Source organism: Microbacterium testaceum StLB037, from assembly GCF_000202635.1.
Classification (GTDB): domain Bacteria; phylum Actinomycetota; class Actinomycetes; order Actinomycetales; family Microbacteriaceae; genus Microbacterium; species Microbacterium testaceum_F.
Map to the genome: position 1 here is coordinate 2777196 of NC_015125.1, position 24961 is coordinate 2802156.

General features: G+C 70.8%; 26 protein-coding genes. 18 read left to right on the forward strand and 8 right to left on the reverse strand.

Going from position 1 to position 24961, the window contains the following annotated elements:
- Positions 1-21: 21 nt before the first annotated feature.
- The 6 genes from MTES_RS12650 to MTES_RS12675 all read left to right on the forward strand — a co-directional run bounded on the left by MTES_RS12650 (position 22) and on the right by MTES_RS12675 (position 6211).
- Positions 22-1185: a CaiB/BaiF CoA transferase family protein gene (locus tag MTES_RS12650; RefSeq protein WP_231848082.1), complete on the forward strand. Its 1164-nt coding sequence runs from the start codon at positions 22-24 to the stop codon at positions 1183-1185.
- Positions 1182-2315 (forward strand): extracellular solute-binding protein, encoded by a 1134-nt coding sequence (locus MTES_RS12655; protein WP_013585659.1) that lies wholly within the window; start codon positions 1182-1184, stop codon positions 2313-2315. The genes MTES_RS12650 and MTES_RS12655 overlap by 4 nt, the downstream gene beginning before the upstream one ends.
- Positions 2312-2779 (forward strand): MaoC family dehydratase, encoded by a 468-nt coding sequence (locus tag MTES_RS12660; protein WP_197535496.1) that lies wholly within the window; start codon positions 2312-2314, stop codon positions 2777-2779. Before MTES_RS12655 ends, MTES_RS12660 begins: the two co-directional genes overlap by 4 nt.
- Positions 2780-2816: 37 nt before the next feature.
- The gene (locus MTES_RS12665; RefSeq protein ID WP_013585661.1) at positions 2817-3836 is read left to right on the forward strand and encodes a LacI family DNA-binding transcriptional regulator; all 1020 of its coding nucleotides are present in this window, start codon (positions 2817-2819) and stop codon (positions 3834-3836) included.
- 99 nt (positions 3837-3935) lie between these two features.
- Positions 3936-4913 (forward strand): aldo/keto reductase, encoded by a 978-nt coding sequence (locus MTES_RS12670; RefSeq protein ID WP_013585662.1) that lies wholly within the window; start codon positions 3936-3938, stop codon positions 4911-4913.
- Positions 4910-6211 (forward strand): L-fuconate dehydratase, encoded by a 1302-nt coding sequence (locus MTES_RS12675; RefSeq protein ID WP_013585663.1) that lies wholly within the window; start codon positions 4910-4912, stop codon positions 6209-6211. Before MTES_RS12670 ends, MTES_RS12675 begins: the two co-directional genes overlap by 4 nt.
- A gap of 3 nt (positions 6212-6214) precedes the next feature.
- On the opposite strand, the gene MTES_RS12680 is transcribed toward MTES_RS12675, so the two are convergent.
- Positions 6215-6952: a FadR/GntR family transcriptional regulator gene (locus MTES_RS12680; RefSeq protein ID WP_013585664.1), complete on the reverse strand. Its 738-nt coding sequence runs from the start codon at positions 6950-6952 to the stop codon at positions 6215-6217.
- Positions 6953-7075: 123 nt separating this feature from the next.
- On the opposite strand from MTES_RS12680, the gene MTES_RS12685 reads away from it, so the two are divergent.
- From MTES_RS12685 to MTES_RS12710, 6 genes are all read left to right on the forward strand, one after another.
- On the forward strand, positions 7076-7948 hold the full coding sequence (locus MTES_RS12685; protein ID WP_013585665.1) for an amidohydrolase family protein: 873 nt from the start codon (positions 7076-7078) through the stop codon (positions 7946-7948).
- Between the two features lie 200 nt (positions 7949-8148).
- Positions 8149-9465, forward strand: a complete 1317-nt coding sequence (locus MTES_RS12690; protein WP_013585666.1) for an ABC transporter substrate-binding protein — start codon at positions 8149-8151, stop codon at positions 9463-9465.
- 81 nt (positions 9466-9546) lie between these two features.
- Positions 9547-10524, forward strand: a complete 978-nt coding sequence (locus tag MTES_RS12695) for a carbohydrate ABC transporter permease (RefSeq protein ID WP_013585667.1) — start codon at positions 9547-9549, stop codon at positions 10522-10524.
- Entirely contained in the window at positions 10521-11462 is a 942-nt protein-coding gene (locus MTES_RS12700; protein ID WP_013585668.1) for a carbohydrate ABC transporter permease, read from the forward strand. The genes MTES_RS12695 and MTES_RS12700 overlap by 4 nt, the downstream gene beginning before the upstream one ends.
- A gap of 4 nt (positions 11463-11466) precedes the next feature.
- Positions 11467-12579: a Gfo/Idh/MocA family protein gene (locus MTES_RS12705; RefSeq protein WP_013585669.1), complete on the forward strand. Its 1113-nt coding sequence runs from the start codon at positions 11467-11469 to the stop codon at positions 12577-12579.
- Complete coding sequence (locus MTES_RS12710) at positions 12576-12899, forward strand: L-rhamnose mutarotase (RefSeq protein WP_013585670.1); 324 nt, start codon at positions 12576-12578, stop codon at positions 12897-12899. The genes MTES_RS12705 and MTES_RS12710 overlap by 4 nt, the downstream gene beginning before the upstream one ends.
- Positions 12900-12953: 54 nt before the next feature.
- Here MTES_RS12710 and MTES_RS12715 read toward each other — a convergent pair whose 3' ends face one another.
- Genes MTES_RS12715 through MTES_RS12725 form a run of 3 tightly spaced genes read right to left on the reverse strand, consistent with a single transcriptional unit; the run spans position 12954 to position 15872 of the window.
- Complete coding sequence (locus MTES_RS12715; RefSeq protein ID WP_013585671.1) at positions 12954-14072, reverse strand: FAD-dependent oxidoreductase; 1119 nt, start codon at positions 14070-14072, stop codon at positions 12954-12956.
- A complete protein-coding gene (locus MTES_RS12720) occupies positions 14065-14787 on the reverse strand; it encodes a methyltransferase domain-containing protein (RefSeq protein ID WP_013585672.1) in 723 nt (240 codons plus the stop codon). Before MTES_RS12720 ends, MTES_RS12715 begins: the two co-directional genes overlap by 8 nt.
- Entirely contained in the window at positions 14784-15872 is a 1089-nt protein-coding gene (locus MTES_RS12725) for a type III polyketide synthase (RefSeq protein ID WP_013585673.1), read from the reverse strand. The genes MTES_RS12720 and MTES_RS12725 overlap by 4 nt, the downstream gene beginning before the upstream one ends.
- A gap of 443 nt (positions 15873-16315) precedes the next feature.
- Between MTES_RS12725 and MTES_RS12730 the strand changes: the two genes are divergently transcribed.
- On the forward strand, positions 16316-16648 hold the full coding sequence (locus MTES_RS12730; protein ID WP_013585674.1) for a hypothetical protein: 333 nt from the start codon (positions 16316-16318) through the stop codon (positions 16646-16648).
- Positions 16649-16768: 120 nt separating this feature from the next.
- Here the strand turns inward: MTES_RS12730 and MTES_RS12735 are convergent, their stop codons facing one another.
- Positions 16769-17965 (reverse strand): glycosyltransferase, encoded by a 1197-nt coding sequence (locus tag MTES_RS12735; protein ID WP_013585675.1) that lies wholly within the window; start codon positions 17963-17965, stop codon positions 16769-16771.
- A gap of 219 nt (positions 17966-18184) precedes the next feature.
- On the opposite strand from MTES_RS12735, the gene MTES_RS12740 reads away from it, so the two are divergent.
- Complete coding sequence (locus MTES_RS12740) at positions 18185-18643, forward strand: MarR family winged helix-turn-helix transcriptional regulator (protein ID WP_013585676.1); 459 nt, start codon at positions 18185-18187, stop codon at positions 18641-18643.
- 21 nt (positions 18644-18664) lie between these two features.
- On the opposite strand, the gene MTES_RS12745 is transcribed toward MTES_RS12740, so the two are convergent.
- On the reverse strand, positions 18665-19006 hold the full coding sequence (locus MTES_RS12745) for a hypothetical protein (protein ID WP_013585677.1): 342 nt from the start codon (positions 19004-19006) through the stop codon (positions 18665-18667).
- A gap of 442 nt (positions 19007-19448) precedes the next feature.
- On the opposite strand from MTES_RS12745, the gene MTES_RS18560 reads away from it, so the two are divergent.
- Entirely contained in the window at positions 19449-20384 is a 936-nt protein-coding gene (locus tag MTES_RS18560; RefSeq protein WP_013585679.1) for a helix-turn-helix domain-containing protein, read from the forward strand.
- Between the two features lie 158 nt (positions 20385-20542).
- Here MTES_RS18560 and MTES_RS12755 read toward each other — a convergent pair whose 3' ends face one another.
- Complete coding sequence (locus MTES_RS12755; RefSeq protein WP_013585680.1) at positions 20543-22036, reverse strand: SulP family inorganic anion transporter; 1494 nt, start codon at positions 22034-22036, stop codon at positions 20543-20545.
- Positions 22037-22186: 150 nt separating this feature from the next.
- Here MTES_RS12755 and MTES_RS12760 point away from each other — a divergent pair, with 150 nt between their 5' ends.
- Together MTES_RS12760 and MTES_RS12765 are read left to right on the forward strand one after the other, a co-directional pair.
- Complete coding sequence (locus tag MTES_RS12760; protein WP_013585681.1) at positions 22187-22558, forward strand: MerR family transcriptional regulator; 372 nt, start codon at positions 22187-22189, stop codon at positions 22556-22558.
- Positions 22555-23130 carry a GNAT family N-acetyltransferase gene (locus MTES_RS12765; RefSeq protein WP_013585682.1) on the forward strand — a complete coding sequence of 192 codons (576 nt, stop codon included), beginning with the start codon at positions 22555-22557 and terminating at the stop codon, positions 23128-23130. The genes MTES_RS12760 and MTES_RS12765 overlap by 4 nt, the downstream gene beginning before the upstream one ends.
- Before the next feature lie 108 nt (positions 23131-23238).
- Here MTES_RS12765 and MTES_RS12770 read toward each other — a convergent pair whose 3' ends face one another.
- Positions 23239-23979 (reverse strand): FadR/GntR family transcriptional regulator, encoded by a 741-nt coding sequence (locus tag MTES_RS12770; protein WP_013585683.1) that lies wholly within the window; start codon positions 23977-23979, stop codon positions 23239-23241.
- Positions 23980-24057: 78 nt separating this feature from the next.
- On the opposite strand from MTES_RS12770, the gene MTES_RS12775 reads away from it, so the two are divergent.
- Entirely contained in the window at positions 24058-24948 is an 891-nt protein-coding gene (locus MTES_RS12775) for a proline iminopeptidase-family hydrolase (protein WP_013585684.1), read from the forward strand.
- Positions 24949-24961 lie beyond the last annotated feature (13 nt).

Genomic DNA, 24961 nt, shown 5'->3' on the forward strand with positions numbered 1-24961 from the left:
GTGCAACAGATCATCAGACCCTTGGACGGGCTCCTCGTCCTCGACTTCAGTCAGTTCCTGGCCGGCCCCGTTGCGGCGCTCCGCCTCGCCGATCTCGGCGCGCGGGTCATCAAGATCGAGCGCCCCGGTGTCGGCGACATCGGACGGACCCTCGCGTTCGCGGGTCGCTCGATCGACGGCGACACGGTGTCGTTCCACGCGATGAACCGCAACAAGGAGTCCGTCGCCGCCGATCTGAAGAACCCCGACGACCTCGAAGACGTCCGTCGGCTCGTCGCCCGCGCCGACGTGGTGATCCAGAACTTCCGCCCTGGGGTGATGGAGCGGATCGGCCTCGACTACGCCTCGGTGAAAGAGCTCAACCCCTCGATCGTCTACGCCAGCGCGAGCGGCTACGGCGATGAGGGTCCGTGGCGCGACCGCCCCGGTCAAGATCTGCTGGCCCAGGCGATCTCGGGACTGCCGTGGCTGAGCGGCTCCCGCGAGGACGGACCCGTGCCCCTCGGCCTCTCGATCGCCGACCACCTGCTGAGCTGTCACCTCGCTCAGGGGGTCACGGCGCTCCTGGTCCGCCGGTTCCGCACGGGGCAGGGGGGACTCGTGCAGTCGAGCCTGCTCGAAGCCGTCCTCGACCTGCAGTTCGAGCTCCTCAGCACGAAGCTCAACGACGCCACGATCCAGGTGCGGCGCCACGGCGAGCACTCCGCGCACGCCTTCCTCGCCGCCCCCTACGGCACCTACCCGACCCTCGACGGGTATCTCGCCCTCGCGATGAACCCGATCCCCGAACTCGGTCGCCTCCTCGGACTCCCCGAGCTCCAGGCCCTCGCGGACCCGCGCGACGCGTGGGACCGTCAGGAAGAGATCGAAGCACTCCTCGCGGCGCGCTTCGCCACAGGGTCCACGGCGCACTGGCTCGGCATCCTGGATGCCGCGGACGTGTGGTGCGCGCCGGTGCTGACGCTCGACGAGCTGCTGGCCTCGGACGGGTTCGCCGCGATCGACATGACGCAGGAGGTCGAGCGGCGAGGGACGAGGATCGCCACCACCCGGAGCCCGCTCCGGATCGACGGGCAGGTGCTGCGCAGCGAGAAGGCGGCGCCCCTGCTCGGGGAGGACGGCGCGCGCATCCGCGCCGAGTTCCTGTCGCGCGATGTCCGGGCGGAAGACGGGAGTCTCGCATGAGCGTCGTCCTGCGCGGCATCACCTGGGAGCACGCGCGTGGGTACGGCAGCGTCGCGGCGTCGGCCCGGGCATACCGGACGGTCGCTCCCGACGTCGAGGTGAGATGGGATCAGCGCTCGCTGCAGTCCTTCGCCGACCAGCCGCTCGAAGAGCTCGTGCGCGACTACGACCTGCTCGTCATCGACCACCCGCACATCCCCTTCGCCGCGGAGGAGGGCCTCTTCGCGCGTCTCGACGGCAGCGGCCACGATGACGAGCTCGCGGTCCTCGCCGCGCAGTCGGTCGGGTCCTCGCACGCGTCGTACGCGCACGCCGGAGGGCAATGGGCCCTCGCGACGGATGCGGCCGCCCAGGTCGCGGCGTTCCGCCCCGACCTGCTTCCCGAGCCGCCGCGCGATTGGCCGAGCGTGCTCTCCCTCGCGGCCGAGGGGAGGGTGCTGTGGCCCTACAAGCCGGTCGACGCCTTCTCGAGTCTCATCACGGTCGCCGCCGGCGACGGCGAGGAGGCGATGCGGGCTCCCGGCGTGTTCCTGTCCGCGGACGCGCTCGGCGGGGCGATGGCCACCCTCCGCGCTCTCGCTCGGGCCGTGCCGGCGGGATGCGCGACGTGGAACCCCATCCAGACCGCCGACGCGCTCAGCGAGGGCACGCGGTACTGCTACGCCCCGTTGCTGTTCGGCTATTCGAACTACGCGCGCGCGGGCTTCCGCGCGCACCGTCTGCGGTACGTCGACATCCCGGCATCCCGTCGAGGGGTGCGCGGGTCGCTGTTGGGCGGTGCGGGCGTCGCCGTCTCGTCGCGGTCCCTCCACACGGCCGAGGCGATCGCGCACGCCTTCTGGCTCGCCTCGGCCGAGGTGCAGGCCGGTGTCTACTACGACGCCGGCGGACAGCCGGGCAACGCGGTCGCGTGGGACGACGACCGCACGAACGCCGACAGCCTCGACTTCTTCCGGGGAACCCGCGCGACGCTCGAAGGGGCGTACGTCCGGCCGCGCTGGCCCCGCTACATCGACCTGCAGAACGCCCTCTCGCCCCTCGTGACCGCAGCCCTGCGCGGCGAGCTGACCGACGACGAGCTACGCGCGCGCCTGGACGCCGGCGTCCGCGCCGCCGAGGAGGACCGATGAGAACGATGGATCGCTGGTTCGACGACTACGCCGTCGGAGAGACGCGCGAGACGGTGGGGCGCACCATCACCGAGGGCGACATCGTCCTGCACGCCGGCCAGACCGGCGACTTCTTCCCCCACCACATGGATGCCGAGTGGATGGCGACCCAACCCGCCGGGCAGCGCATCGCCCACGGCACGCTGATCCTCTCGGTCGCGGTCGGCATGACCGCCGGCGACATCAACCCGCAGTCGATGAGCTACGGGTACGACCGGATCCGCTTCATCCGCCCCGTGTTCATCGGCGACACGATCCGCGTGACGGCCGAGATCACCGCCCTGCGCCCGCACGCCAGGACTCCGGATGCCACCGGCTACATCGACGAGCTCGTCACGGTGCGGAACCAGCACGGTGACACGGTCATGGTGCTCACGCACGTGTACCTCGTCAACCGCCGCCCCGCGGGGGAGCGCGACGTGTGACGCGGGGGTCGGCCCGCGGCATCCCTACACTGGGCGGATGGTCAGGCTGAGCGACGTCGCCGCGCGTGCCGGGGTATCGGTCTCGGCCGTCTCCCGGGTCCTCAGCGATGCGCCGAACACCCGGGTGAGCGAGACGACCCGCCGGCGGATCCACGAGGCGGCGGCCGAACTCGGCTATCGTCCGAACTTCGCGGCCCGCGCACTGAAGTCCGCGCGCACGCACGTCGTCGGTCTCGTCGTGCCCGATGTGACGAACGCCGTCTTCACCGAGCTGTTGCACGGCGTCGAAGACGAGGCGTACCGCCTCGGTTACGTCGTGCTGCTGGCCCGGGCGGATGGTCTGCCCGAGGGCGTCGACATCATCGGACGACTGATCGGCGAGGGGCGCGTCGACGGGCTGATCGTGCAGACCGGCGACGCGATGCCCGACAGCGACATCGCCCGACTGATCGCGGGCCGCCTGCCCGTCGTCTTCGTCAACTCGATCCATCCCGAGGGGGCGGGGTCGGTCGTCCTCGATGACGAGCGCGGTGCGGGCATCGCCGTCGATCATCTCGTGGGTCTCGGTCACCGCCGTATCGCGCTCGTCGGAGGCCTCGCCTCGTCCGACACGGCGCGCCGCCGCGAGATCGGATTCCGCGCCGCGATGGAGCGGGCGGGCCTCGAGGTCGGCGACCACGATGTCACGCGCCTCGGGTACGAACCCGAACGGGGTGCGGAGGCCTTGACCCGCCTGTGGACGGGGGAGGGACGGCCGAGCGCCGTCGTCGTCGCGAACGTCAACGCCGCGTACGGTGTGCTCACCGCAGCGCACCGCCTGGGGGTGAGTGTGCCCGAGGATCTGTCCGTGGTGGCGATCCACGACGCATGGACGGCCGAACATTCGTGGCCGCCCCTCACGACGGTCCGGATGCCGCTGCGCGAGCTGGGCGCGACGGCGCTTCGGGCGATGGTCGAGAGCCTGGCGTCGGGGGCCCGCGCGGATGCCGTGGTGACCGACCCCGAACCGGTCCTCGTCGTGCGGGCATCGACGGCGGAGCCTCGCGTAAAGAACTGATCTATTGCGCCAATTCGGCGGCGATATCCGGGCTCTCGCACCTATTTCTTCCTAGTCATCGGATGAATCTGATGTAGGCTGGGAGAAAAGGAGGCGACCATGCGCACTCGTGCACTGCGGCACGGAACACCGCTCACCGAGATCGGCCTCGGCGCGGCCCAACTCGGGAACCTGTACCGCGAGACGACCGAGGCGGAGGTCGACGAGTCGGTCGACACCGCGTGGGACGGGGGCATCCGATACTTCGACACCGCCCCGCACTACGGGCTCGGTCTCTCGGAGCGACGCCTCGGCGCGCGCCTCGCGCATCGCCCGCGCGAGGAGTTCGTCATCTCGACCAAGGTCGGACGGGTGCTCGAGCCGAGCCCCGAGACCGCGCATCTGCGCGACGACGACGGGTTCGACGTCCCGCGCGACGTCGTCCGGCGGTGGGACTTCAGCCGCGACGGCATCCTGCGCTCGGTCGAGGACTCCCTCCGGCGCACGGGGCTCGACCGCTTCGACATCCTCTACCTGCACGATCCCGACGACCATTTCGCTCAGGCGTCGACCGAGGGCATCGGCGCGCTCATCGAGCTGCGCGAGCAGGGAGTGGTCTCGGCCGTCGGCGCCGGGATGAACGCGGCGGACCCGCTCGCCGAGCTCATCCGACGCTCCGACGTCGACGTCGTGATGTGCGCCGGTCGGTACACGCTCCTCGACGACTCCGCCGCCGCCGAACTGCTCCCGCTCGCCCAGGAGCGCGGCGTGGGCGTGGTGGCCGCCGGGGTGTTCAACTCCGGACTCCTCAGCGCGCCGCGCCCGCCGGCGGACGCCACCTACGACTACCAACCCGCGCCGCCCGAGCTGATCGCGCGGGCGAACGCGATCGCCGACATCAGCGAGCGCCACGGGGTGACCCTGCCCGACGTCGCGGTGGCCTTCGCCCTGCGGCATCCCGCGGTCGTCTCGGTCGTCCTCGGCGCGCGAGGACGCCGCCAGGTCGCGCAGAACCTCGATCGCGCCGCCACGCCCATTCCCGACGACCTCTGGCGCGACCTCGCCGAGGCAGACCTCATCTCCAAGGAAGACGCATGACCACGATCACCGCCGTCACCGCGCACGACGTGCGCTTTCCGACCTCGCTCAGCATGGACGGGTCGGATGCCATGAACAAGGACGGCGACTACTCCGCCGCCTACGTGGTGGTGCACACCGACGACCCGGAGCTGAAGGGCTACGGCTTCACGTTCACCATCGGCCGCGGCAACGACCTGTGCGTGGAGGCGGCGCGTCAGCGTGGACTGCCCCTCGTCGGACGCTCGGTCGAAGACGCGGTCGCAGACCTCGGGGGTGTCTACCGCGATCTCGCCTCCGACTCCCAGCTGCGCTGGCTCGGCCCCGAGAAAGGCGTCGTCCACCTCGGGATGGCGGCGGTCATGAACGCGATGTGGGATCTCGCCGCGCGGGTCGCTCAGAAGCCGCTCTGGCGCCTGCTCGCCGACATGACGCCGGAGCAGCTCGTCGATGTCGCCGACATGCGCTACCTGTCGGACGCCCTCACGCGCGACGAGGCCATCGGCATCCTCACCGAACTCGCCCCCACGCGCGCCGCGCGCATCGCCGAGCTCGAGGGCCGAGGCGGCTACCCCTGCTACACCACGAGTGCCGGCTGGCTCGGCTACAGCGACGACAAGCTGCGGCGTCTGCTGCAGGAGGCCGTCGACGAGGGGTACCGCCACGTCAAGCTCAAGGTCGGGGCGAGCCTCGACGATGACATCCGGCGCCTGCGCATCGCGCGAGAGGTGATCGGGTGGGATGCCAACCTGATGATCGATGCGAACCAGGTCTGGGACGTCCCCGAGGCGATCGAGTGGATGAGCCACCTCGCCGAGTTCAAGCCGCTGTGGATCGAAGAGCCCACGAGCCCCGACGACGTGCTGGGGCACGCCGCGGTGCGCAAGGCCGTCGCCCCGATCGGCGTCGCGACCGGCGAGCACGGGATGAACCGCGTGCTGTTCAAGCAGATGTTCCAGGCCGAGGCGATCGACTTCTGTCAGCTCGACTCCGCCCGCCTCGCGAGCGTGAACGAGATCATCGCGGTCTACCTGATGGCCGCGAAGTTCGGGGTGCCGGTCTGCCCGCACGCCGGCGGGGTCGGTCTGTGCGAGCTCGTGCAGCACCTGTCGATCTTCGACTTCGTGTGCGTCTCCGGGACGCTCGAGAACCGTGTGACCGAGTTCGTCGACCACCTGCACGAGCACTTCGTCGACCCGTGCATCGTCGAGAACGGCGCGTACGTGCTTCCCTCGTTGCCCGGCTACAGCGCCGAGATGCACGACGCCTCGGTCGCCGAGTACACCTTCCCCGAGGGAACGTACTGGGCGAGCCGGTGACGACTACCGGGCTTCGGGGTCTTCGTCCGCGTGGGCGGCGCTGAACTCCTCGACCCCCAGGAGATGGACCTGCATGCGGATGCGAGCCCGGGCCGGATCCCGACGGACGAGTTCGTCGAGGATCGCCCGGTGCTCGGCCTGCGTCTCACGCACCGAGCCGCGGTGCGTGATGGCGCGCCAGAGTCGCGCGCGGAACGTGCGGCCCACGAGCGTGTCGATGATGGCGGCCAGCGCGGGATTGCCGCTCGCGCGGGCGATGATGCGGTGGAACTCGGTGTCGGCATCGATGAACCCCTCGAGGTCCATGTCGGGCTCGTTCTCGAGGATCGTGTCGACGACCCCGAGCGTGCGGTCGAGCTGCTGCAGCTCCTCCTCGGTGAGGCGGGTGGCGGCGAGCGAGACGGTCTCGGCCTCGAGCATGCGTCGCACCGCCAGCAGGTCGGCCGCGTGGGCGGGCTGCTGGAGGTCGGCGAGGAAGCCGAGCGGGCTCAGGAGGGTGCGGGGGTCGAGCGCGGTCACGTACGTGCCGTCGCCCTGTCGCGTCTCGAGGACGCCGAGCGTCGCAAGCGCACGGACGCCCTCTCGCAGCGATCCCCGCGAGACACCGAGCTGTGCCGCCAGGTCTTTCTCGATCGGCAGGCGCGACCCGGGACCGAGCTCTCCGCGCGTCAGCATCGTCTTGATGCCGTCGATGACCACGTCCGTCTGGGAGCGCGGTGCGGAGACGAAGTCTTCGGTCATGGCGGTCAGTCTACGGACTGGAAGGATTCATCGGAGGAATTCCCCCCGTTTCTGCCGAGAGAACCCCCGTCGGTGGCGAAAACCTCCGATGATGATTGTCCGAACCCGCCCGAGGAGGCACGCATGACCTTTCCCGTGATCGACGCTCACCAGCACGTGTGGGACCCGACCCGCGCGGAGTACGACTGGCTCACGCCGGATGCCGCCCCGATCGACGGGGTGATGACCTTCGCCGACGTCGCCCCCGAGCTTCGCGCCGCCGGCGTCGACTTCACGGTGCAGGTGCAGTCGGCCGACAATCCCGAGGACACGCAGCTGATGCGCGAGTCCGCAGCGGCCCACGCGGAGGTGGCCGGCATCGTCGGGTACGCCCCGCTCGAGGATCCCGAGCGGACGGAGCGCACGCTCGCGTCGTGGGAGGGCGACCCGCTCATGGTGGGGGTGCGGACTCTCATCCACAACCAGCCCGACCCCGATTGGCTGCTGCGCCCGGAGGTCGACGCCTCGCTCGGACTCCTGGAAGAGCGTGGCCTCCCGTTCGACGTGGTCGCGGTGCTGCCGCGCCATGTCGAGATCATCCCGCTCGTCGCCGCTCGCCACCCCCGCCTGCGGATGGTGATCGACCACCTCGCGAAGCCTCCGATCGGTGTGAGCGACGGGGCGGAGTGGGGTCGTCTGATGAGTGCCGCCGCGGACAACGAGAACGTGTACGCCAAGGTGAGCGGGCTGTACTCGGCGACGGACGACGGCTCGGCCTGGACGACCGACCTCATCCGACCGTTCGTGGACCGTGCTCTCGAGATGTTCGGGCCGCAGCGGTTGATGTACGGCGGGGACTGGCCGATCTCGGTGCTTTCCGGGGGATACACCCGCGTGTGGAACGGTCTGCGCCCCCTCTTCGACGCGCTCGACCCCGACGCGCGCGAGAGGGTCCTGGGCCGCACGGCAGCCGAGTTCTACCGCTTGGACGCGGGCCGCCTGGGCCTTGGCGGCTGAACTCGATCACAATCCCAAAAATCCCTGGAAACAACAATTCATCTGATGTATCGTCGGACCTAAGCCTGAGGCCGCGCGATCAGATCAGAACGCAAACGTTTGATCAAATGCGAGTCGCGGGATAACGTTTGACCAATTCGCCCGGATCGTCACAGCTCCCGATAACCGGGCGGAGCGGCAGCTCACACAAAGGAGTGTCAATGAAGACCACACGCATCCTTGCGGCCGGTGCGGCGCTCGCCGTCGCGGCGCTCGCGCTCGCCGGGTGTTCCGGCGACGCCACGGGCGGGACGGCGACGCAGGCGCAGACCGATTCGGGCGGCAAGATCACCGTCTGGGTCGACCCGCCCCGCGTCCCCGCGGCAGAGGCGTTCCAGAAGGCGTACCCCGACATCCCCATCGACGTCGTGCAGATCGACGGCACGGTCGGCGGCAAGACGGTGAAGCAGTCGTTCGCCAACTTCGACGCGGCCGGCTCGGGCTGGCCCGACGCGATCTTCTTCCCGTCGAACGACGACATCGCCTGGGCGACCAACTCGACCAGCAACTACGCGGCCGACCTGACCGACATCATGGCCGACACCATCAAGGGCTACGACCCGGCCGTGCTGTCGTTCTGCGACATCGACGGCAAGATCCGGTGCCTGCGCAACGACGCGGCGCCCGACGTGTTCTGGTACAACAAGGCCTTCTTCGACCAGAACGGCTACACCCTGCCCACCACGTGGGAAGAGTACGGCGACCTCGCGGTCAAGATCGCCGCCGAGCACCCGGGCAAGATCAGCGGTTTCCTGGGCGACGCGTACGCGATCAACCGGTACCTGCAGGCGTCGGGCTGCCCGACGAACGACCGCGTCTCCGAGAGCGAAGCGCACATCGACCTCTCCGACGCGACCTGCACCCGGGCGACCGAGCTGCTCGACAAGATGTACAAGGGCAAGGCGCTCAGCACGCAGGGCATCTTCGACGGTGACGCGGCGACCGAGGGCCAGAACCTCGTGATGAGCCCCGGAGCGGCGTGGTGGGGCAACTACCTCTTCCGCGACACCTGGAAGATCCCGGCCGGTCAGATGACCGCGGCGGCTCCGCTGCCCTGGAAGGGCGACTCGAAGCCGTCGACCGGTAACGAGGGCGGTGGCCTCTGGGGTGCCTCGTCGCACATCACGGGCAAGGAGCTCGAGAACACGCTGACGTTCATGAAGTTCGTCGCGACCGACCCGCGTTGGCAGGTCGACCTCAGCACCGGTCTTCCCGGCTACGGACCCGTCCAGGACCAGTGGCTCGCGAAGCTCGAGGCGGACAAGTACTTCGCCGACGTGCCCACGACGCAGGCGGCGTTCAAGACCGCCCTGGGCGAAGTGCAGCCGTACTCGTACATGCTCTACGACACCGGCTCGGTGTGGACCGAGACGGTCAGCCCGACCCTCATCTCGGGCGGCACCGTGCCCGACGCCATCACCAAGTTCGGCGACGAACTCGTGAACCAGGCCAAGTCGGTCGGCTACACCGTCCAGTGAGTCCGCGGCCAGGGCGCCGGTGAGAACCGGTGCCCTGGCCCCCTGTTTTCCCCCGGAAGTCGATTCCCCAGGAAAGAAGTCATGACCGTCACCGCCACAGAAACGCTCACCACAGCCGAGCGACGCGGGGCCGTGCCCCGCCGTTCCTCGGGGCGTCGGCGCGCTCCCCACCGTGTCGAGGCCCGCGGGGCCTGGATCCTCATGGCGCCGTACGCGGCCCTGTTCCTCGTCGCCGCCGCCATCCCCATCTGCTACGCCTTCTGGATCTCGCTCCAGAAGGCACCGACCATGGTCAATCCGAAATCCGGGTTCGGCGGTCTCGACGCCTACATCACCGCCGTCACCGACTTCCGGTTCTTCGACACGTTCATCAACATCTTCACGGTCATGATCGTGTGGCTGCCGCTGATGATCGTGGGCATCGTCGGTCTCGCGCTGCTGGTGCACGCGAGCCCCGGGCGCTTCGGCGGCGCGATGCGCTTCGTGTACTTCCTGCCCGGCGCCCTCGCCGGCATCGCCAACTTCGTGCTGTGGGTGTACCTGCTCAACCCCTCCATCTCCCCGATCGCGTTCCTCTGGCAGGGCATGGGGGTCGACAACCTCAAAGAGGTCACCACCACCGAGAACCTGCCCTGGATCCTCACCGCCATGCTGTTCTTCCAGGGCGTCGGAACCTGGATCGTCATCGTCAACGGGGGCCTGAACGGCATCGCCGAGGAGGTCTTCGAGGCGGCCAAGATCGACGGGGCAAACTCGTGGCAGCTCGCGTGGAACATCAAGCTCCCGCTCATCCGCCCCTGGATCGGCTACGCCGCGCTGATGAACCTCGCCTACGGCTTCCAGCTGTTCCTCGAGCCCTACCTGCTGCGGCAGATCTCGTCGGGATCGGTGGATGCCGAGTGGGCACCGACGCAGCTCGGGTACGCCTTCGCCTTCACCAACCGCAACTTCCCGGCCGCCGCGGCGATGTCGATCATCCTGCTGGTGATCACTCTCGCGATCGGCATGTTCATCGTGTTCAAGAGCGGCCTGTTCGGCGAAGAGGAGAAGTCCCAGTGAGCGTCGCAACCCGCACCCCGTCCGGCAACAAGGCCCCGTCGACGCGCTGGAGCGTCGGTCGTGTGTCGCGCATCACGGTGATGCTCGTCGTCGCCGCGATGTTCGTCATCCCCATCGTCGGCTTCATCGCGATGGCCTTCCGCGATCAGGACAACGTCGCTGCGGGAAGCGACGGCTTCCTCGGGCTCGGCGGCCTCTCCTGGGACCACGTGGTCTACAGCTGGTCGCAGATCACCGGTTTCGGCCCCTCGGGTGGCGGCCTCTTCCAGCGGTGGATCCTCAACTCCCTGATCCTCGCGGTGGCCGGCGGCATCCTGGCTCTGGCCGCCGCCCTTCCCGCGGGCTACGCGCTCGCCCGGCTGCGGTTCCGGTGGCGCAAGGCCTGGCTGTTCGCGACGCTGCTGGCGATGGTCATGCCCAACACGGTCCTCGTCATCCCGCTCTTCCTCGAGGTCAACGCGATCGGCGCGGTGGGGCAGCTCTGGCCCGTGGCCGTCATCATGGGGTTCTTCCCGTTCGGGGTGTACCTCAGCTACATCCACTTCATGACGACCATGCCGCCGGAGCTCGTCGAGGCCGCGCGCATCGACGGGCTGGGGGAGCTGGCGATCTTCTTCAAGATCGGTCTGCCGATCTCGAAGCAGGCGATCGCGCTCGTGGCGTTCTTCTCCTTCGTGGCCAACTGGACCAACTTCTTCCTGCCGCTGGCGCTGCTGACCTCGAACCAGCAGAACAAGACGATCTCGATCGGCATCCAGGAGCTCATCGGCGCGAGCCCGCTGTTCAACGCCACCGTGGCGGCGGGGCTCGACGTCAAGCTCTACATGCCGCAGCTCGCGCTCGCGACCGTGATCTCGATGATCCCGTTGCTGATCGTGTTCATCGGGGCGCAGCGCTTCCTCGTGCGCGGTCAGACCGTCGGCGCGGTCAAGGGCTGAGCGCATGGGCGATCGACCCGAGGAGCACCCCGCCGCGGCGTACACCGTGCGGCCGGTGGAGCATCCGCGTCCCATCGTGATCATCGGCACGGGAGGGATCGTCAAGGACGCCCACCTGCCGGCCTATCGCAAGGCGGGCCTCCCCGTGTGGGGGCTGGTGAACCGCACAGTGGCGCGTGCCCGAGCGCTCGCCGACGAGTACGGCATCGATCAGGTCTTCAGGACGGTCGCCGAGGCCGTCGCGGATGCCCCCGCCGACGCCGTCTACGACATCGCGCTCATGCCCGAGCAGTATCTCGACACCCTCGAGGCGTTGCCCGACGGCGCGGCGGTCCTCATCCAGAAGCCGCTCGGCCACTCGTTGAGCGAGGGCATCGCCCTACGCGATCTCTGTCGCCGGAAGGGACTCGTCGCCGCGGTCAACACGCAGCTGCGTTTCGCGCCGTACATCGCCGCGGCCCGACGCCTGATCGCCGAGGGAGCGATCGGCGAGGTCTACGACATGCAGGTGCGCGTCGCGGTCGACACCCCGTGGCACCTGTTCCCGCATGTGTTCGGCCTCGACCGCCTCGAGATCACGATGCACAGCGTCCACTACCTCGATCTCGTGCGGTCGTTCTTCGGCGACCCCGACGCGGTCAGCGCGGTGACCGTCCGGCATCCGGAGAAGCCCGAGATCGCGACCACACGCTCGACGATCCTGATGCGCTATCGGGATCGCCCCCTGCGCGTCACCGTGAGCACGAACCACGACCATGCCTTCGGGCCGGGGCACGAGGAGAGCTTCGTGCAGTGGGAGGGCACGCGCGGGGCGATCCGCGCCCAGATGGGCCTTCTGCTCGACTATCCGGACGGCGGTCCCGACTCTCTCGAGATGGTGCTGCTCGACGAGAAGGATGCCGGTTGGCAGCCCGTGCCGTTCGAGGGGTCGTGGTTCCCCGACGCCTTCATCGGCTCGATGGGTGCCGTCCAGCGCTTCGTCGAGGGAGAGGTGCCGACGCTGCCGACCTCCGTGGACGACGTGCTGCACACCATGGCGGTCGTCGAGGCCGCCTACGCTTCCGAGGATCACGAGGGCGTTCCCGTGATCGTGCCCGACCCCCAGGAGAACGAATGAGAAGGTTCGCGTCCGTCATCGGCGTCTCGCCCGAGAACCGCGAAGAGTACGAGCGGTACCACGCGGCCGTGTGGCCCGGGGTGCTCGAGCAGATCACGCGGAGCAACATCCGCAACTACTCGATCTACCGCTACGGCGAGCTGCTGTTCGCGTACTACGAGTACGTCGGCGACGACTACGAGGCCGACATGGCGGCGATGGCGGCCGACCCCGAGACCCAGCGCTGGTGGTCGGTGCAGGAGCCCCTGCAGAGCCCGGTCCCCGACCGGCGCGAGGGCGAGTGGTGGCACGAGCTGCCCGAGATCTTCCACCTCGACTGAGCGTGGCCCGGGCGCCGCGTCGCGGTCGGCATCGCGCCTGCGCCGAGGCGCGGCTCAGCGGCGGGCGGCCCGATCCAGCTGCATCGCGTAGGCGCGGGTGAAGGCCGTGCCGCCCGGTCCGCGCAGGACCGTGCGCAGCGCCGCGGTCTTCGCGGCGTGCGCCGACGGGCCGAGCGCGCGCCCGAGGAACGTGTTGAGCGCCGCGAGACGGGCCGCGTGCCGCGCCGACGCGAGGCGATCGCGTTCCCAGCGCGCGAGTCCGTCGGGCGCGTCCGTCCGGAGCCACCGCGAGAGCAGGGGCGCGAGGGTCAGTGCGTCGAGCAGCCCGAGGTTCATGCCCTGACCGCCGATCGGGCTCACCTCGTGCGCCGCGTCGCCGACGACGATCACGCGGCCACGGCGGAGCGCGGGAGCCACCGCCCGGCGGACGCGGAACGTGGTCGCTTCCGCGATGTCGACCTCGAGCCCGGCGCGTTCGGCGACGGCACGGCGGAGGAAGGCCGTGGCATCCGGGATCTCCTCCGTCCCGGCCCAGGCCACGAGGCGGCGGTGGCCGTCCGGGAGGGGGAACGACTCGAGCACTCCTGCGCGCTCGAGGTGGACGCGCGCGACGGGGCCGCCGGGGGCGACGACGTCGGCCATCGCGTACCGGTCGGGGTACCGGTGCGTGCGCACGGCGCCGGGGCAGTAGACGAGGTCTCGTCCCGCCCATCCGGATGCCACGACGACGAGCCGCGCGCGGATCTCCTCCTCGCCGTGCGGGCCGGTGGTACGAGCCCGCACCGAAGCGCCGTCGTCCGAGACCGCCGTGACGGTCACGCCGTGCCGGACCGGTGGGGCGAGGCGGGTGAGCACCGCGACGGTGTCGGCTTGCGGGAGCGCGGCGACGTACGGGTGACGCGCGCGCAGCCGGTCGAAGCGGATCGCCGCGAGCAGTCGTCCGTCGGCCCGGGCTTCGCCGCGCTCGATGTGGACGGCCCGCGCCAGCAGTTCGTCGGTCGCTCCGGAGGCTTCGAGGTGGGCGAGGGCGGGGGAATGGATGCCGATGGCTCGCGTCCCCCCGCCGATCGCCGTCCGCTTCTCGACGACGTCGACCTCGACGCCCCGCGCCCGGAGGTCGGCGGCCAGCGCGAGCCCGACGGGACCGGCGCCGACGACGAGGACCTCAGGCATCCGCGCGTCCGTCCGCGACGGCGAGCACCCGGAAGGGTGCGGGCGACTCGACGTGCCACGGCGAACCGAGTGCGGCGGCCAGTTCGGCGGGCCGGTAGCTGCGGCGGATGGACCGCAGCCCGTCCACCCGCAGGAAGGTCCCCGCAGCCAGCGGACTGATGCCGACGGCGTACAGGGCGTAGGCGAGGCGCCCGCGGGCGATGTCGGCGTGCAGGACCCGTCCGCGCGAGAGGGCGAGGGAATCGTCGGCGAACTGCCGCAGGCCCTCGGCGTCGAGGTGGTGCAGGACGTGGTTCGACAGGACGAGGTCGAAGCGCTCGCCGGCGGCGAGCAGATCCTGCGAGCCGTGCGCCACGAAGCGCACGCCCGGGCTCTCCCGCTCGCGGGCCGCCTCGAGCGCCCGCGGGTCGGGGTCGGCGCCCACCCACTCGACGTCGAGGCCGTCGCGCGCGGCGAGGACAGCGAGGCGGGCGACGACGTCCCCGCCCCCGCACCCGAGGTCGAGCACGCGGGCCGGGCGGCCGAGCGCCCGCAGCTCCGGGCGGACGCGCGTGCGATACACGTGCCCCCATGCCGAGACGAGCCGGTTCACGAGGCCGAAGCGGCGGTAGGTCGCCGCGAGCGCGCGCGGGTCGCAGTCGGGATCGTCCATCAGCTCGGTCAGAGCGGTGTCCCGATGGGCGAGCCCGCCCCACGCTCCGCGAGCCCGGATCACGCGCGGCGCAGCGTCAGGCGCGCCGCCTCCACCGTGAGCCCCGGGCCGAAGGCGAGGGCCGCGACCCGGTCGCCGTCGTCGCGGGCGGGATCCGCGAGGAGGTCGCGCAGGATGAACAGCAGGGTCGCGCTCGACATGTTGCCGTGCGCGCGCAGCACCTCTCTCGACGGCGCGAGGGCGGCGGCATCCATGTCGAGGGCCTGCTCGACGCGATCCAGGATGCTGCGGCCCCCGGGGTGCACGGCCCACGCGTCGATCTCGCCGAGGTCGCCGATCACGTCGGCTGCGATGGCGGCGATCTCGCGGCCGATGATGCGGGGGACCTCGGGGGTCAGGGTCATCTCGAAGCCCGAGTCGCCGACGGTCCACGCCATGTCGCGTTCGCCCTCGCCGGTGAGGTGGGTCGCGAATCCGTCGAGGTCGAGGCCGGGGGATCCGTCGATTCCGGATGCCACGACCGCCGCCGCCGCGCCGTCGGCGAACACCGACGCGGCGACGATCTGGTCGGGATCCGACGAGGTCTGCCAGTGCAGCGAGCACAGCTCGGCGCAGGCCACGAGCACGACGGCCTCGGGATCGGCGGCGACGATGCGCGCGGCCAACCGCAGCGCCGGGATCGCGGCCGCGCAGCCGATGAAGCCCAGGTGGTATCGCTCCGCCGTGGGGGTGAGGCCGAGGTCGCGCACGAGGTGAAAGTCGGGGCCGGGGGCGAACATCCCGGTGCAGGAGACGGTCACGACGTGGGTGATGGCATCCGCGGTCCGTCCTGAGCCGGCGATCGCGGCGCGCGAGGCTTCCGCGAACAGGGCCGGTGCCGTCCGGCGGTACTCGTCGTTGCGGGCTCCGGTCGGGGGCATGAGCAGGGTGTCGCCGTCGCGCACGCCGAGCGCGCCGCCGTCGCCACCGGCGAGCTGCGGGAGGACGACGTGCCGGGCGTCGATCGCCGCCGCGTCGAACGCGGCACCGACCAGCCGCTGCGCCTTGCGGTCGAACCCGGGCTGGGCGGCGAAGAGGTCGCGGAGCGTGGATTGGGCGACGCGCGTTTCGGGCAGGGCCGTGCCGATCGAGAGGATGCGCGCGGTCATGTCTCACTGTAGACACGCTTTTCGGGGTGGGCCGCGGGGATGGCGCGGGTGTCGCGTGCCGTCTATGGTGCGGCGCGTGGGCCCGGGGGCTTCGACGGGCTCAGCCCCCTGCAGCGTGAGGTTCCTGAGCCTGTCGAAGGAGCCGGTGGCCGGACGGGCTCGGCGCCGCGAGGTCCCTGAGCTCGTCGATGGGGCCGGTGGCCGGGCGGGCTCGGCGGCGCGAGGTCCCTGAGCCTGTCGATGGGGCCGGTGGCCGGGCGGGCTCGGCGGCGTGAGGTCCCTGAGCTCGTCGAAGGGACCGGTGGCCGGGCGGGCTCGGCGGCGCGAGGTCCCTGAGCCCGTCGAAGGGACCGGTGGCAGCTGCCTCCCGGGGCTGTCAACCCGCTCGGGCCGCCTCCCGCGGCGACCGTACGGTGTCCCCTCCCCACGGAAAGGACGCCGCCATGACCGGCCCCCGCAACGACGACCCCACCCGCGTCACCAGCCAGAGCGCCGTGCAGAACCCGAACCGCAAGGTCTGGCTGCTGGCATCCGGACTCCTCGCGCTCGTCGCGATCGTGCTGTTCGCCTTCTCGATCCCGATCGTCGCGGCGTGGGCGTGGATCGGCATCGCGTTCCAGGTCGCGATCTTCGCCGCCCTGCTCGTCAACGGCCTCACGGGCCGCAAGGGCTCCTCTCAGGGGTACCTCTTCGCCGTCCTCTTGTGCGTGCAGGCGGCGGTCGCGCTGCTCGTGATCGTCGTGATGGCGATCGCCGCGTGGATGCCGCCGGCCTGAGCCGCGCCGCCTCCTCCCCGCGGGGTGTCCCGGGCCCTTCGACGAGCTCAGGGACCTCACGCCGCAGGGGGTGCGCCGGCGAGGGTGTCCCGCGCCCTCGACGAGCTCAGGGACCGGGGATCATGCGGCGAGGGCGTCGCGCAGGAGCAGGCCCGAGATCGCGCCGCGGTAGTCGTCGATCATCCGGCGGCGGTCCAGGCGGGCTCGCGCGCGGATCGCCGCCGATCGCATAGCGACCCGGTGAGCGAGCGCGTACTCCCACGTGCCGGCGATCCGGTCCGGATCGCGCGGGGTGACGAGGCCGAAGCCCTCGACGACGCGAGCGGCATCGCCGACGTCCGTGGTCACGGGGATCGCCCCGGATGCCGCGCCCTCGGCCAAGCAGAGGGGTGAGGCCTCCCCGAAGGCGCTGGTGAGCGCGACGACATCGGCGATGCGGTAGAGCTGCGGCATGTCCTCGCGCAGCCCGAGCGCGTGCAGGTGCGTTCCCGCATCCACTCCGCTCTCGGCGACGAGCGGGGTGAAGGCGGCGTTCTGGGCCGTCATCCCCGAGCCGCACATGACGTAGTGCGTGTCGGGGAACCGCCGCGCGTGCCGCGCGACCGCGGCGAGGAAGAGCCCCGGGTCCTTCATCGCGTCGAAGCGCGCGGCGAGCAGGACCACGGGAGCGGATTCCGGGATGCCGAGACCCGCCCGGATCCGTCGACGCTCGAGCCGTGTCCCGGGACGGAAGCGTCGGGTGTCGATGCCGTTGTCGATGATCCACGCCTCGGACGCGGTGATGCCCGCGCGCGCGTAGGCATCGGACGTCGAGACCGCGCAGGCGATCGTCGCGGACACGGCGCCGGAGTCGGCGGCATCCCTCAGCCATCCGAGGGCGGGGCCGGAGTGGGTGGGGTCGGAGCGGTGCAGGCACGCGGCCGTCGGGCGAGAGGGCAGGAGACCCGCCTGAGCGAGGGCGAGCACGAGGCTCAAGGGCTGCTCCTTGAGCGACAGCACGACATCGGCCTCGTCGAAGAGCGCTGCGGCGCGGTCGAGTTCTGCGGGGGTGAAGGCGTCGGGCGCGATGGGGTGGTCACCGGCGACGCGGTCGAACGTCGTGATGCCGACGCCCGCGTCGCGCAGGCGGCGGTACCGCGCGTCGTCGTGCGCGTGCTGCACCGAGGCGTCGCGACGAGCGGCCGAGGTCAACGACAGCACCTGATGCTCGTGGCCGCCGGTCGCGGCGAGGCTCGCCACGACATCGGAGTGCAGGATCCGCGCGCCTCCCGCGAAGAACCCCTCGTACAGGGAAAGCACGCGCACGGGTCGAGACATCGGATCGCCTTCCGGGGGAGGGGCGCCGCGTCGGCTGACGCGGTTGTCTCATGCTGGAGGGTCGACCCCCGGTGGCGGGTTACGCCGTGAAGACCATCATGTGAACGGCCGGACACGACCGGAAACGTCCGTTCGCGGCGTGCGAGCGGGGCGGGCGAAACATTCCCTTCGTGCGAGGCTCCCGTATCGGCAGGGCCAGGGTGACTACGATGTACCGTCGTGTCGTCGTCATCCGATTCGCCCGCCGGTTCCGCTTCGGAAACGTCGCTGGGTCGCGCCCTCCGGGCGTATGGCGAGGCGCGGCGCATCGCCGTCGCCGAGGCCCGCCGTCAGCTGTCTCTGAACGAGCTCGACGCCCGAGCACTGCTCTTCGTCGTCGACAATCCGGGCGCCCGGCCGTCTGACGTCCGCGATTTCCTCGGGATCACCTCGGCGGGCGTCACGACCCTCATCGATCGACTCGTTCAGCGGGGAGCGGTGCGGCGCGACCTCGACACCGAGGATCGTCGCGTCAACCACATCACCGCGCTCGTCGACCTCGACGAGCACCCGTGGTCGCTTCTGCGCGCGTTCGATCGCTCCATCGACACGGCGGTCGGCGAGCTCGACCCCGGTGACGGGGAACGGCTGGCGCGGATCCTCGAGCAGGTCGTCGCCGCGGCCACGCGGGCAGACTGAGGGCGCGCCGGCGCGACGCGCTCACTGGCTCGCGAGGAACGCCTCCGACCGCGCCTGCAGGAACGAGCACAGGGCCGCGAGCATCGCGAGCTCTCCGGACAGGGCGAGAACGCGGCCGGCCAGAAGCGGAGCGGCATTCTCTCGGGGTTCGAAGGTGACCGCCCAGTCCGTCGATCCCGGCGCGGCCCCCGGCGCGACGAAGAACGTGGTCGAGACGCTCCGAAGCTGTGCGGCGATCAGTCCCCGGTCCGCGTCGTCGTCCAGATCCTGGGGGATCACGCGCAGGATGTCGGCGTCGTCATAGCCCAGGCCGCGAAAGTCGTCGACCCACGCCTGCAGAGTCGCCATGGTGCGGAAGGTCATTCGGCATCCCGTCGATCGGGGCTCGCCGGACCGCGAGCCTCACCAATTATGCGATGCCCCACCTCGGCGCGGGGTCACGAGCTCCACGCCGAGGTGGTCCGACCGCCGTGCCGGGGAGCGGTGGCGGGCCGGAGGGAACGGACCACGAGTGGTCCTCCCCGCATCCTCACGAACGGGGGGAGTCCGCGTCAAACCCGGCGGGCCTGTCACTGCGTGCGGGGGCTCCGGCTCCGCGTTCGGCGGCCACGGCTCCGGCCGAGGAGGAGAGAGCGAACGTCGCCAGGCTTTCCCGGGCACCGTTCGGTGACGATACGGTGAAGGAGTCCCCCGGCATTCCTCTCTCGTCTCCATCCCCCCGATGCTTTGAGAGCGGTCCCACGCACAGGTTGCCCGAAAAAGCAACGGTGTTGCCGCACTCTTTCGGTCGATTTAGGAAAGCCTCGTGGAGCATACGAAACTCGAGACCAGGGATGCCGCGATCGTCGAGGAGATGTGGCGGTCGGTCGTCCCGGGAGCCCGGATCTCGCGTGCCGAAGCGATTCAGCCGGCGCTGAACTGGCAGGCCGTCTCGGACACGGGCTTCGCCTTCTGCGACTACACCATCGGGTCGACGATGCTCGTCGAGTCCGATCCCCTCGACCAGATCGTCGTGGGACGCATCGCCGGGTCGCGCGTGGCGGGGACGTACCGCCGGGAACGGATCGACACCGCCGTGCCGTTCATGGTCGTCGATCGCCCGCTCGAGGTGGCCTTCACCGGACGCATCGCCGGCACCGCCGTCGCGTTCTCGCGGACGGACTTCGACGACGCCGCCCGGCGGCTCTCCGGCGACGAGGGACTACGGGTCCGTGCGACCGGTCACGCGCCCGTCAGCGAGCAACGGATGCGGTACTGGACGCGCACGTGGGAGTACGCCCGCGACGTGCTGCTGCGGTCGTCGGAGCGCACGCCCCTGATCCAGCACCAGGCGCGGACGCTCATGCTGGAAGCGTCTCTGCTCTCGTTCCCCACGACCTTCACCGACGCGCTCGCCGCGGGCCGACCCGCACGCCCCCTGCCCGCGCCGGTACGCCGGGCGAAGGCGTACATCGAGGCGCACGCGGCGGAGTCGGTCGTCCTCGCCGACATCGCGCAGGCGGCGCGGCTGTCTCCGCGCGGCCTGCAGTACGCGTTCCGCGCGTCCACGGGCCGCACGCCGATGCAGTACCTGCGCCGCGTCCGCCTGGATGCCGCCCGCGCCGACCTGCGCAGCGCCGATCCGTCGGTGGACACCGTCGCCGCCATCGCCGCGCGCTGGGGGTTCTCGAACCTCGGCCGCTTCGCCGCGATGTACCGCGGGGAGTTCGGCGAGACGCCGTCGACGACGCTGCGTTCCTGACACCGGCGCTGTCGCCGACGTCGCCCGCCCTGTGGCGAGGGGTCGCCCGCCCTGTGGCGAAGGGAGGAGATGTGACCGGCGGAGGAGGATTCTGGTCGTGGCGTCCTCCCGTCCTCCCCGGACCTCCGCCCGGCACGCGCGCAGCCCGGACGCGCGGGTCAGTGACCCGCGCCGAGCTCCCCGCTCAGCCGCCCGTGGAAGCGCGCCGCCGCGGCGTTCATCCCCTCGAGCTCCACGGTGGTGCCGAGGTGCGCGTACTTCGTCTGCACGGCATCCAGGGCCGCCACCGTCGAGGCATCCCACACGTGCGAGCGCGAGAGGTCGATGACGACCCGCGCGGGGTCGCGGTGGTACGCGAACTTCGTGGTGAGGTCGTTGCTCGACGCGAAGAAGAGTTCGCCCTCGACGACGTAGCGCGCGGTGTCGCCCTCGACCGAGCGGGTGACGCTCGTCAGCGAAGCCACGCGGCGGGCGAACAGCACCGCGGCGGCGATCACGCCGACCCCGACGCCGATCGCGAGGTTGTGCGTCCACACGGTGACGGCCACGGTCAGCACCATCACGACCGTCTCGCTCACCGGCATCCGCCGCAGGGTCGAGGGGCGGATGCTGTGCCAGTCGAAGGTCGCGATCGACACGACGATCATCACCGCCACCAGCACGGCCATGGGGATGATCGCCACGACGTCGCCGAACACCAGCACGAGCACCAGCAGGAAGACGCCCGCGAGGAAGGTCGAGATGCGGGTGCGCGCGCCCGAGGCCTTCACGTTGATCATCGTCTGGCCGATCATCGCGCAGCCGCCCATGCCGCCGAACAGGCCCGAGAGCACGTTGGCCGCGCCCTGCCCGAGCGACTCGCGCGTCTTCGATGACGGGGTGTCGGTGATGTCGTCGACGAGGGCGGCCGTCATCAGCGACTCGAGGAGTCCGACGACGGCCATCGCGAGGGCGAACGGGAGGATCACGCCGAGGGTGTCGAGGGTGAGTGGCACGTTCGGGAGGAGCAGGGCGGGGAGGCTCTCGGGCAGCGCCCCCTGGTCGCCCACCGTGGGCACGGAGATGCCGAACACGACCGCGGCGCCGGTGAGCAGGACGATCGCGACGAGAGGCGCCGGAACGGCCTTCGTCACGCGCGGGAGCAGGTACATGATGGCGAGGCCCGCCGCCGCGATCGGGTACACCGCCCACGGCACCCCGATGAGCTGGGGCACCTGCGCCGTGAAGATGAGGATCGCGAGCGCGTTCACGAAGCCGACCATGACGCTCCGCGGGATGAAGCGCATGAGCTTCGCGACCCCCAGGAGCCCGAGGATCACCTGAAGGATGCCGCCGAGGATCACCGTCGCGAGCAGGTAATCCACCCCGTGCTCGCGGGCGACAGGAGCGATGACGAGCGCGACGGCGCCGGTCGCGGCGCTGATCATGGCGGGGCGACCGCCGAGGAAGGCGATCGCGACCGCCATCACGAAGGACGAGAAGAGCCCGAGGCGGGGATCGACGCCCGCGATGATCGAGAACGCGATCGCCTCGGGGATCAGCGCGATCGCCACGACGAGGCCCGCGAGCACCTCGCGGGTGAGCAGGCGCGGCGACCGCAGAGCGTGCAGCACGGTGGGCTCGGGGCGCGGACGCGCGGAGACGTCGGTCATGGAGTGTGCTCCTGGGGAAGACGGCGGCTGAGCGCCGGGGGACAGCGCCGCATCGGTCGAGCCGGACGCGGACGGGAGAGAATGGGGGGTCGCGATCGCGACGGAACAGACTCTACCGTAACGAGAGGGTTGCGGGATCGAGGGGGAGCCATGACCGACGCGCACACCATGCAGATCGGCGAGCTCGCCGAGCGCACCGGGCTGTCGATCCGCACACTCCGCCACTACGACGAGATCGGGCTCCTGCGTCCCTCCGCGCGGAGTGACGGGGGCTTCCGGCTGTACACGCCCGACGACGAGTCGCGCCTGCTGCTGATCCGCCGCATGAAGCCGCTGGGGTATTCGCTCGAGCAGATGGGCGAGTTGCTCACCGTCGTCGACGGACTCGACGCCGACCCGACCGACGCCGCGCTCGCGGCGCGCCTCGCCGACATCCGCGACGAGGCCCTGCTGCGTCGCGACGACCTGCGCCGCAAGCTCGCCGCGGCGGACGAGTTCGTCGCGCAGTTGGAGGCGCGATGACCGCCCACGACCTCGCGCTCGAGGGTCATGGCATCCGTCTCACTCCCGCGCATCCGGACGATGCCGCCGAAGCCTGGGCTCTGACCGACGCCGCCCTCTGGGCGGGGATGACCACGCCGTGGCCCGAGTCCCCGGACGCCTACGCCGAACGCATCGAACAGCAGCGGCAGACCCCGGGAATGCTCGCCTTCATGGTTCGGGATGCCGAGACCTCCGGCATCCGCGGATCGACGACGTTCTACGACCACGCGCCGGCGCAGGGCCGGGTCGAGATCGGGACGACCTGGTACGGCCGCGCATTCCAGGGCGGGCGGACCAATCCGGCGGCGAAGCTTCTGCTGCTCGAGCAGGCGTTCGACGCCTGGGCGCTGAATCGCGTGGCGCTGCGCTGCGACGCGCGCAACGAGCGCAGCGCGCGGGCGATCGAACGCCTCGGTGCGACGCCCGAGGGGCGGCTGCGCCACCACCGGGTCGCCGCGGACGGCTCGATCGGCGACACCCTGTACTTCTCGATCCTTCGAGAGGAGTGGCCGGGCGTGCGGGCCGGCCTCGAGGAGCGGCTGAGCGCCTGACCACCCCCCTGTGGGGAGGAGATTCGGGCGGGGGAGGGTGCCGCGGGCTCGGGGGGTCCTCCGCTCGCAGAGTCTCCTCCCGTCGGCGCGTTCCGCGCGCCGCCGGGATCAGCCGTGCGCCGCGGCCGCGCGCCGGCGCGCGAACTCCCGCGCCTCGGTGAAGAGTTCGAGGTCGATCTGCACGTGTCGGCGGGCGAGGTCGGCGGCCTCGTCGGGGGCGGCCGTCACGATCGCGGCCACGATCGCGTCGTGCTCTCGTGCCGCGCGGGACTCCATGCGGCGGTGACTCTCGCGGTCGCCCCACGGGTGCGCCGGCGCCGACAGCGACAGGTGTCGCTCGTGCTCGAGCAGGATGTCGCGCAGGGCGGTGTTGTGCGCGGCGTCGATGATCGACAGGTGCAGGAGGCTGTCGGCACGCTGCTTCGGGTTGCCCGAGTCCGCCGCGTGGAAGGCGGCCAGGCGGTCGCGCATGACCGCGATGTCGGCATCCGTCCGTCGTTCCGCGGCGAGGCGGGCGAGGGAGGAGTGCAGCATCGCGCTCGCGGTGCACGCGTCGACCAGGTCGCTCCAGCGCTGCTCGAACCAGCGGTCGACGCCGACGACGATCGAGGCGGGCCACTCCTCGGCGACGAAGGTGCCGCCGGCGCGACCGCGGCGCTTCTCGATCAGTCCGCGCGCGGACAGATCGTCGAGGGCGGCGCGCACGGTCGTGCGTCCCACGCCGAGCAAGGGGGAGAGGTCGCGTTCGGCGGGCAGGCGGGTGCCGGGCAGGAACTCACCCACCGCGACGGCGGTGATGAGGCGCTGGGTGACGCGGTCCACCAGGGAGGCGTCGTCGGTCTCGGCCATGGGCTCCCGTCGTTTCCTCCATGTTAATTCCGAAGAAAAGGTTTGCCAACGAACCATTAAGGGGTCCACGATGACTGCATGCAACGCGAGATCACCGTCCCCTTCCACGACGGCTTCACCTGGGCCCGCCTCACGGAACCCGCCGAGCCGACCGGGAAAGCGCCCCTGTTCGTCCTGCACGGCGGCCCGGGAATGGCGCACAACTACGTCGCGAACCTCGACGCGCTCGCCGACCTCACCGGACGCACCGTCGTGCACTACGACCAGATCGGGTGCGGGAAGAGCTCGCACCACCCCGACGCTCCGGCCTCGCAGTGGGTTCCGCAGCTCTTCGTCGACGAGTTCCACACCCTGCGCGAGGCCCTGGGGTTCGACGAGTACCACGTGCTCGGACAGTCGTGGGGCGGCATGCTCGGCGCCGAGATCGCCGTCCGTCAGCCGGCGGGGCTCCGGAGTCTGGAGATCTGCAACTCCCCGGCATCCATGGAACTGTGGCTCGCGGGCGCGGCCCGCCTCCGCGCGGAACTCCCCGCGGAGGCCCGCGAGGCCCTCGACCGTCACGAGGCCGACGGCACCCTCGATCACCCCGACTACGTGGATGCCACCCGCGTCTTCTACGAGCGGCACGTCTGCCGCGTGACCCCGATGCCGCAGGATTTCGTCGACAGTGAGCAGCAGATGCTCGCCGACCCCACGGTCTACTTCACGATGAACGGACCGAACGAGTTCCACGTGGTCGGGACCGGGAAGGACTGGACGATCATCGACCGCCTGCCCCGAGTCGCCGTGCCGACGCTCGTGGTGGCCGGCGAGTTCGACGAGGCCACGCCCGAGACGTGGGAGCCGTTCGTCGAGCACATCCCCGGGGCCCGAGCCCACGTGTTCGAGGGGGCGAGCCACTGCACGCACCTCGAGCAGCCTGACGAGTTCCGTCGCGTCATCGCCGACTTCCTCGCACCCCTGCCGTAATACCGCCCCACCC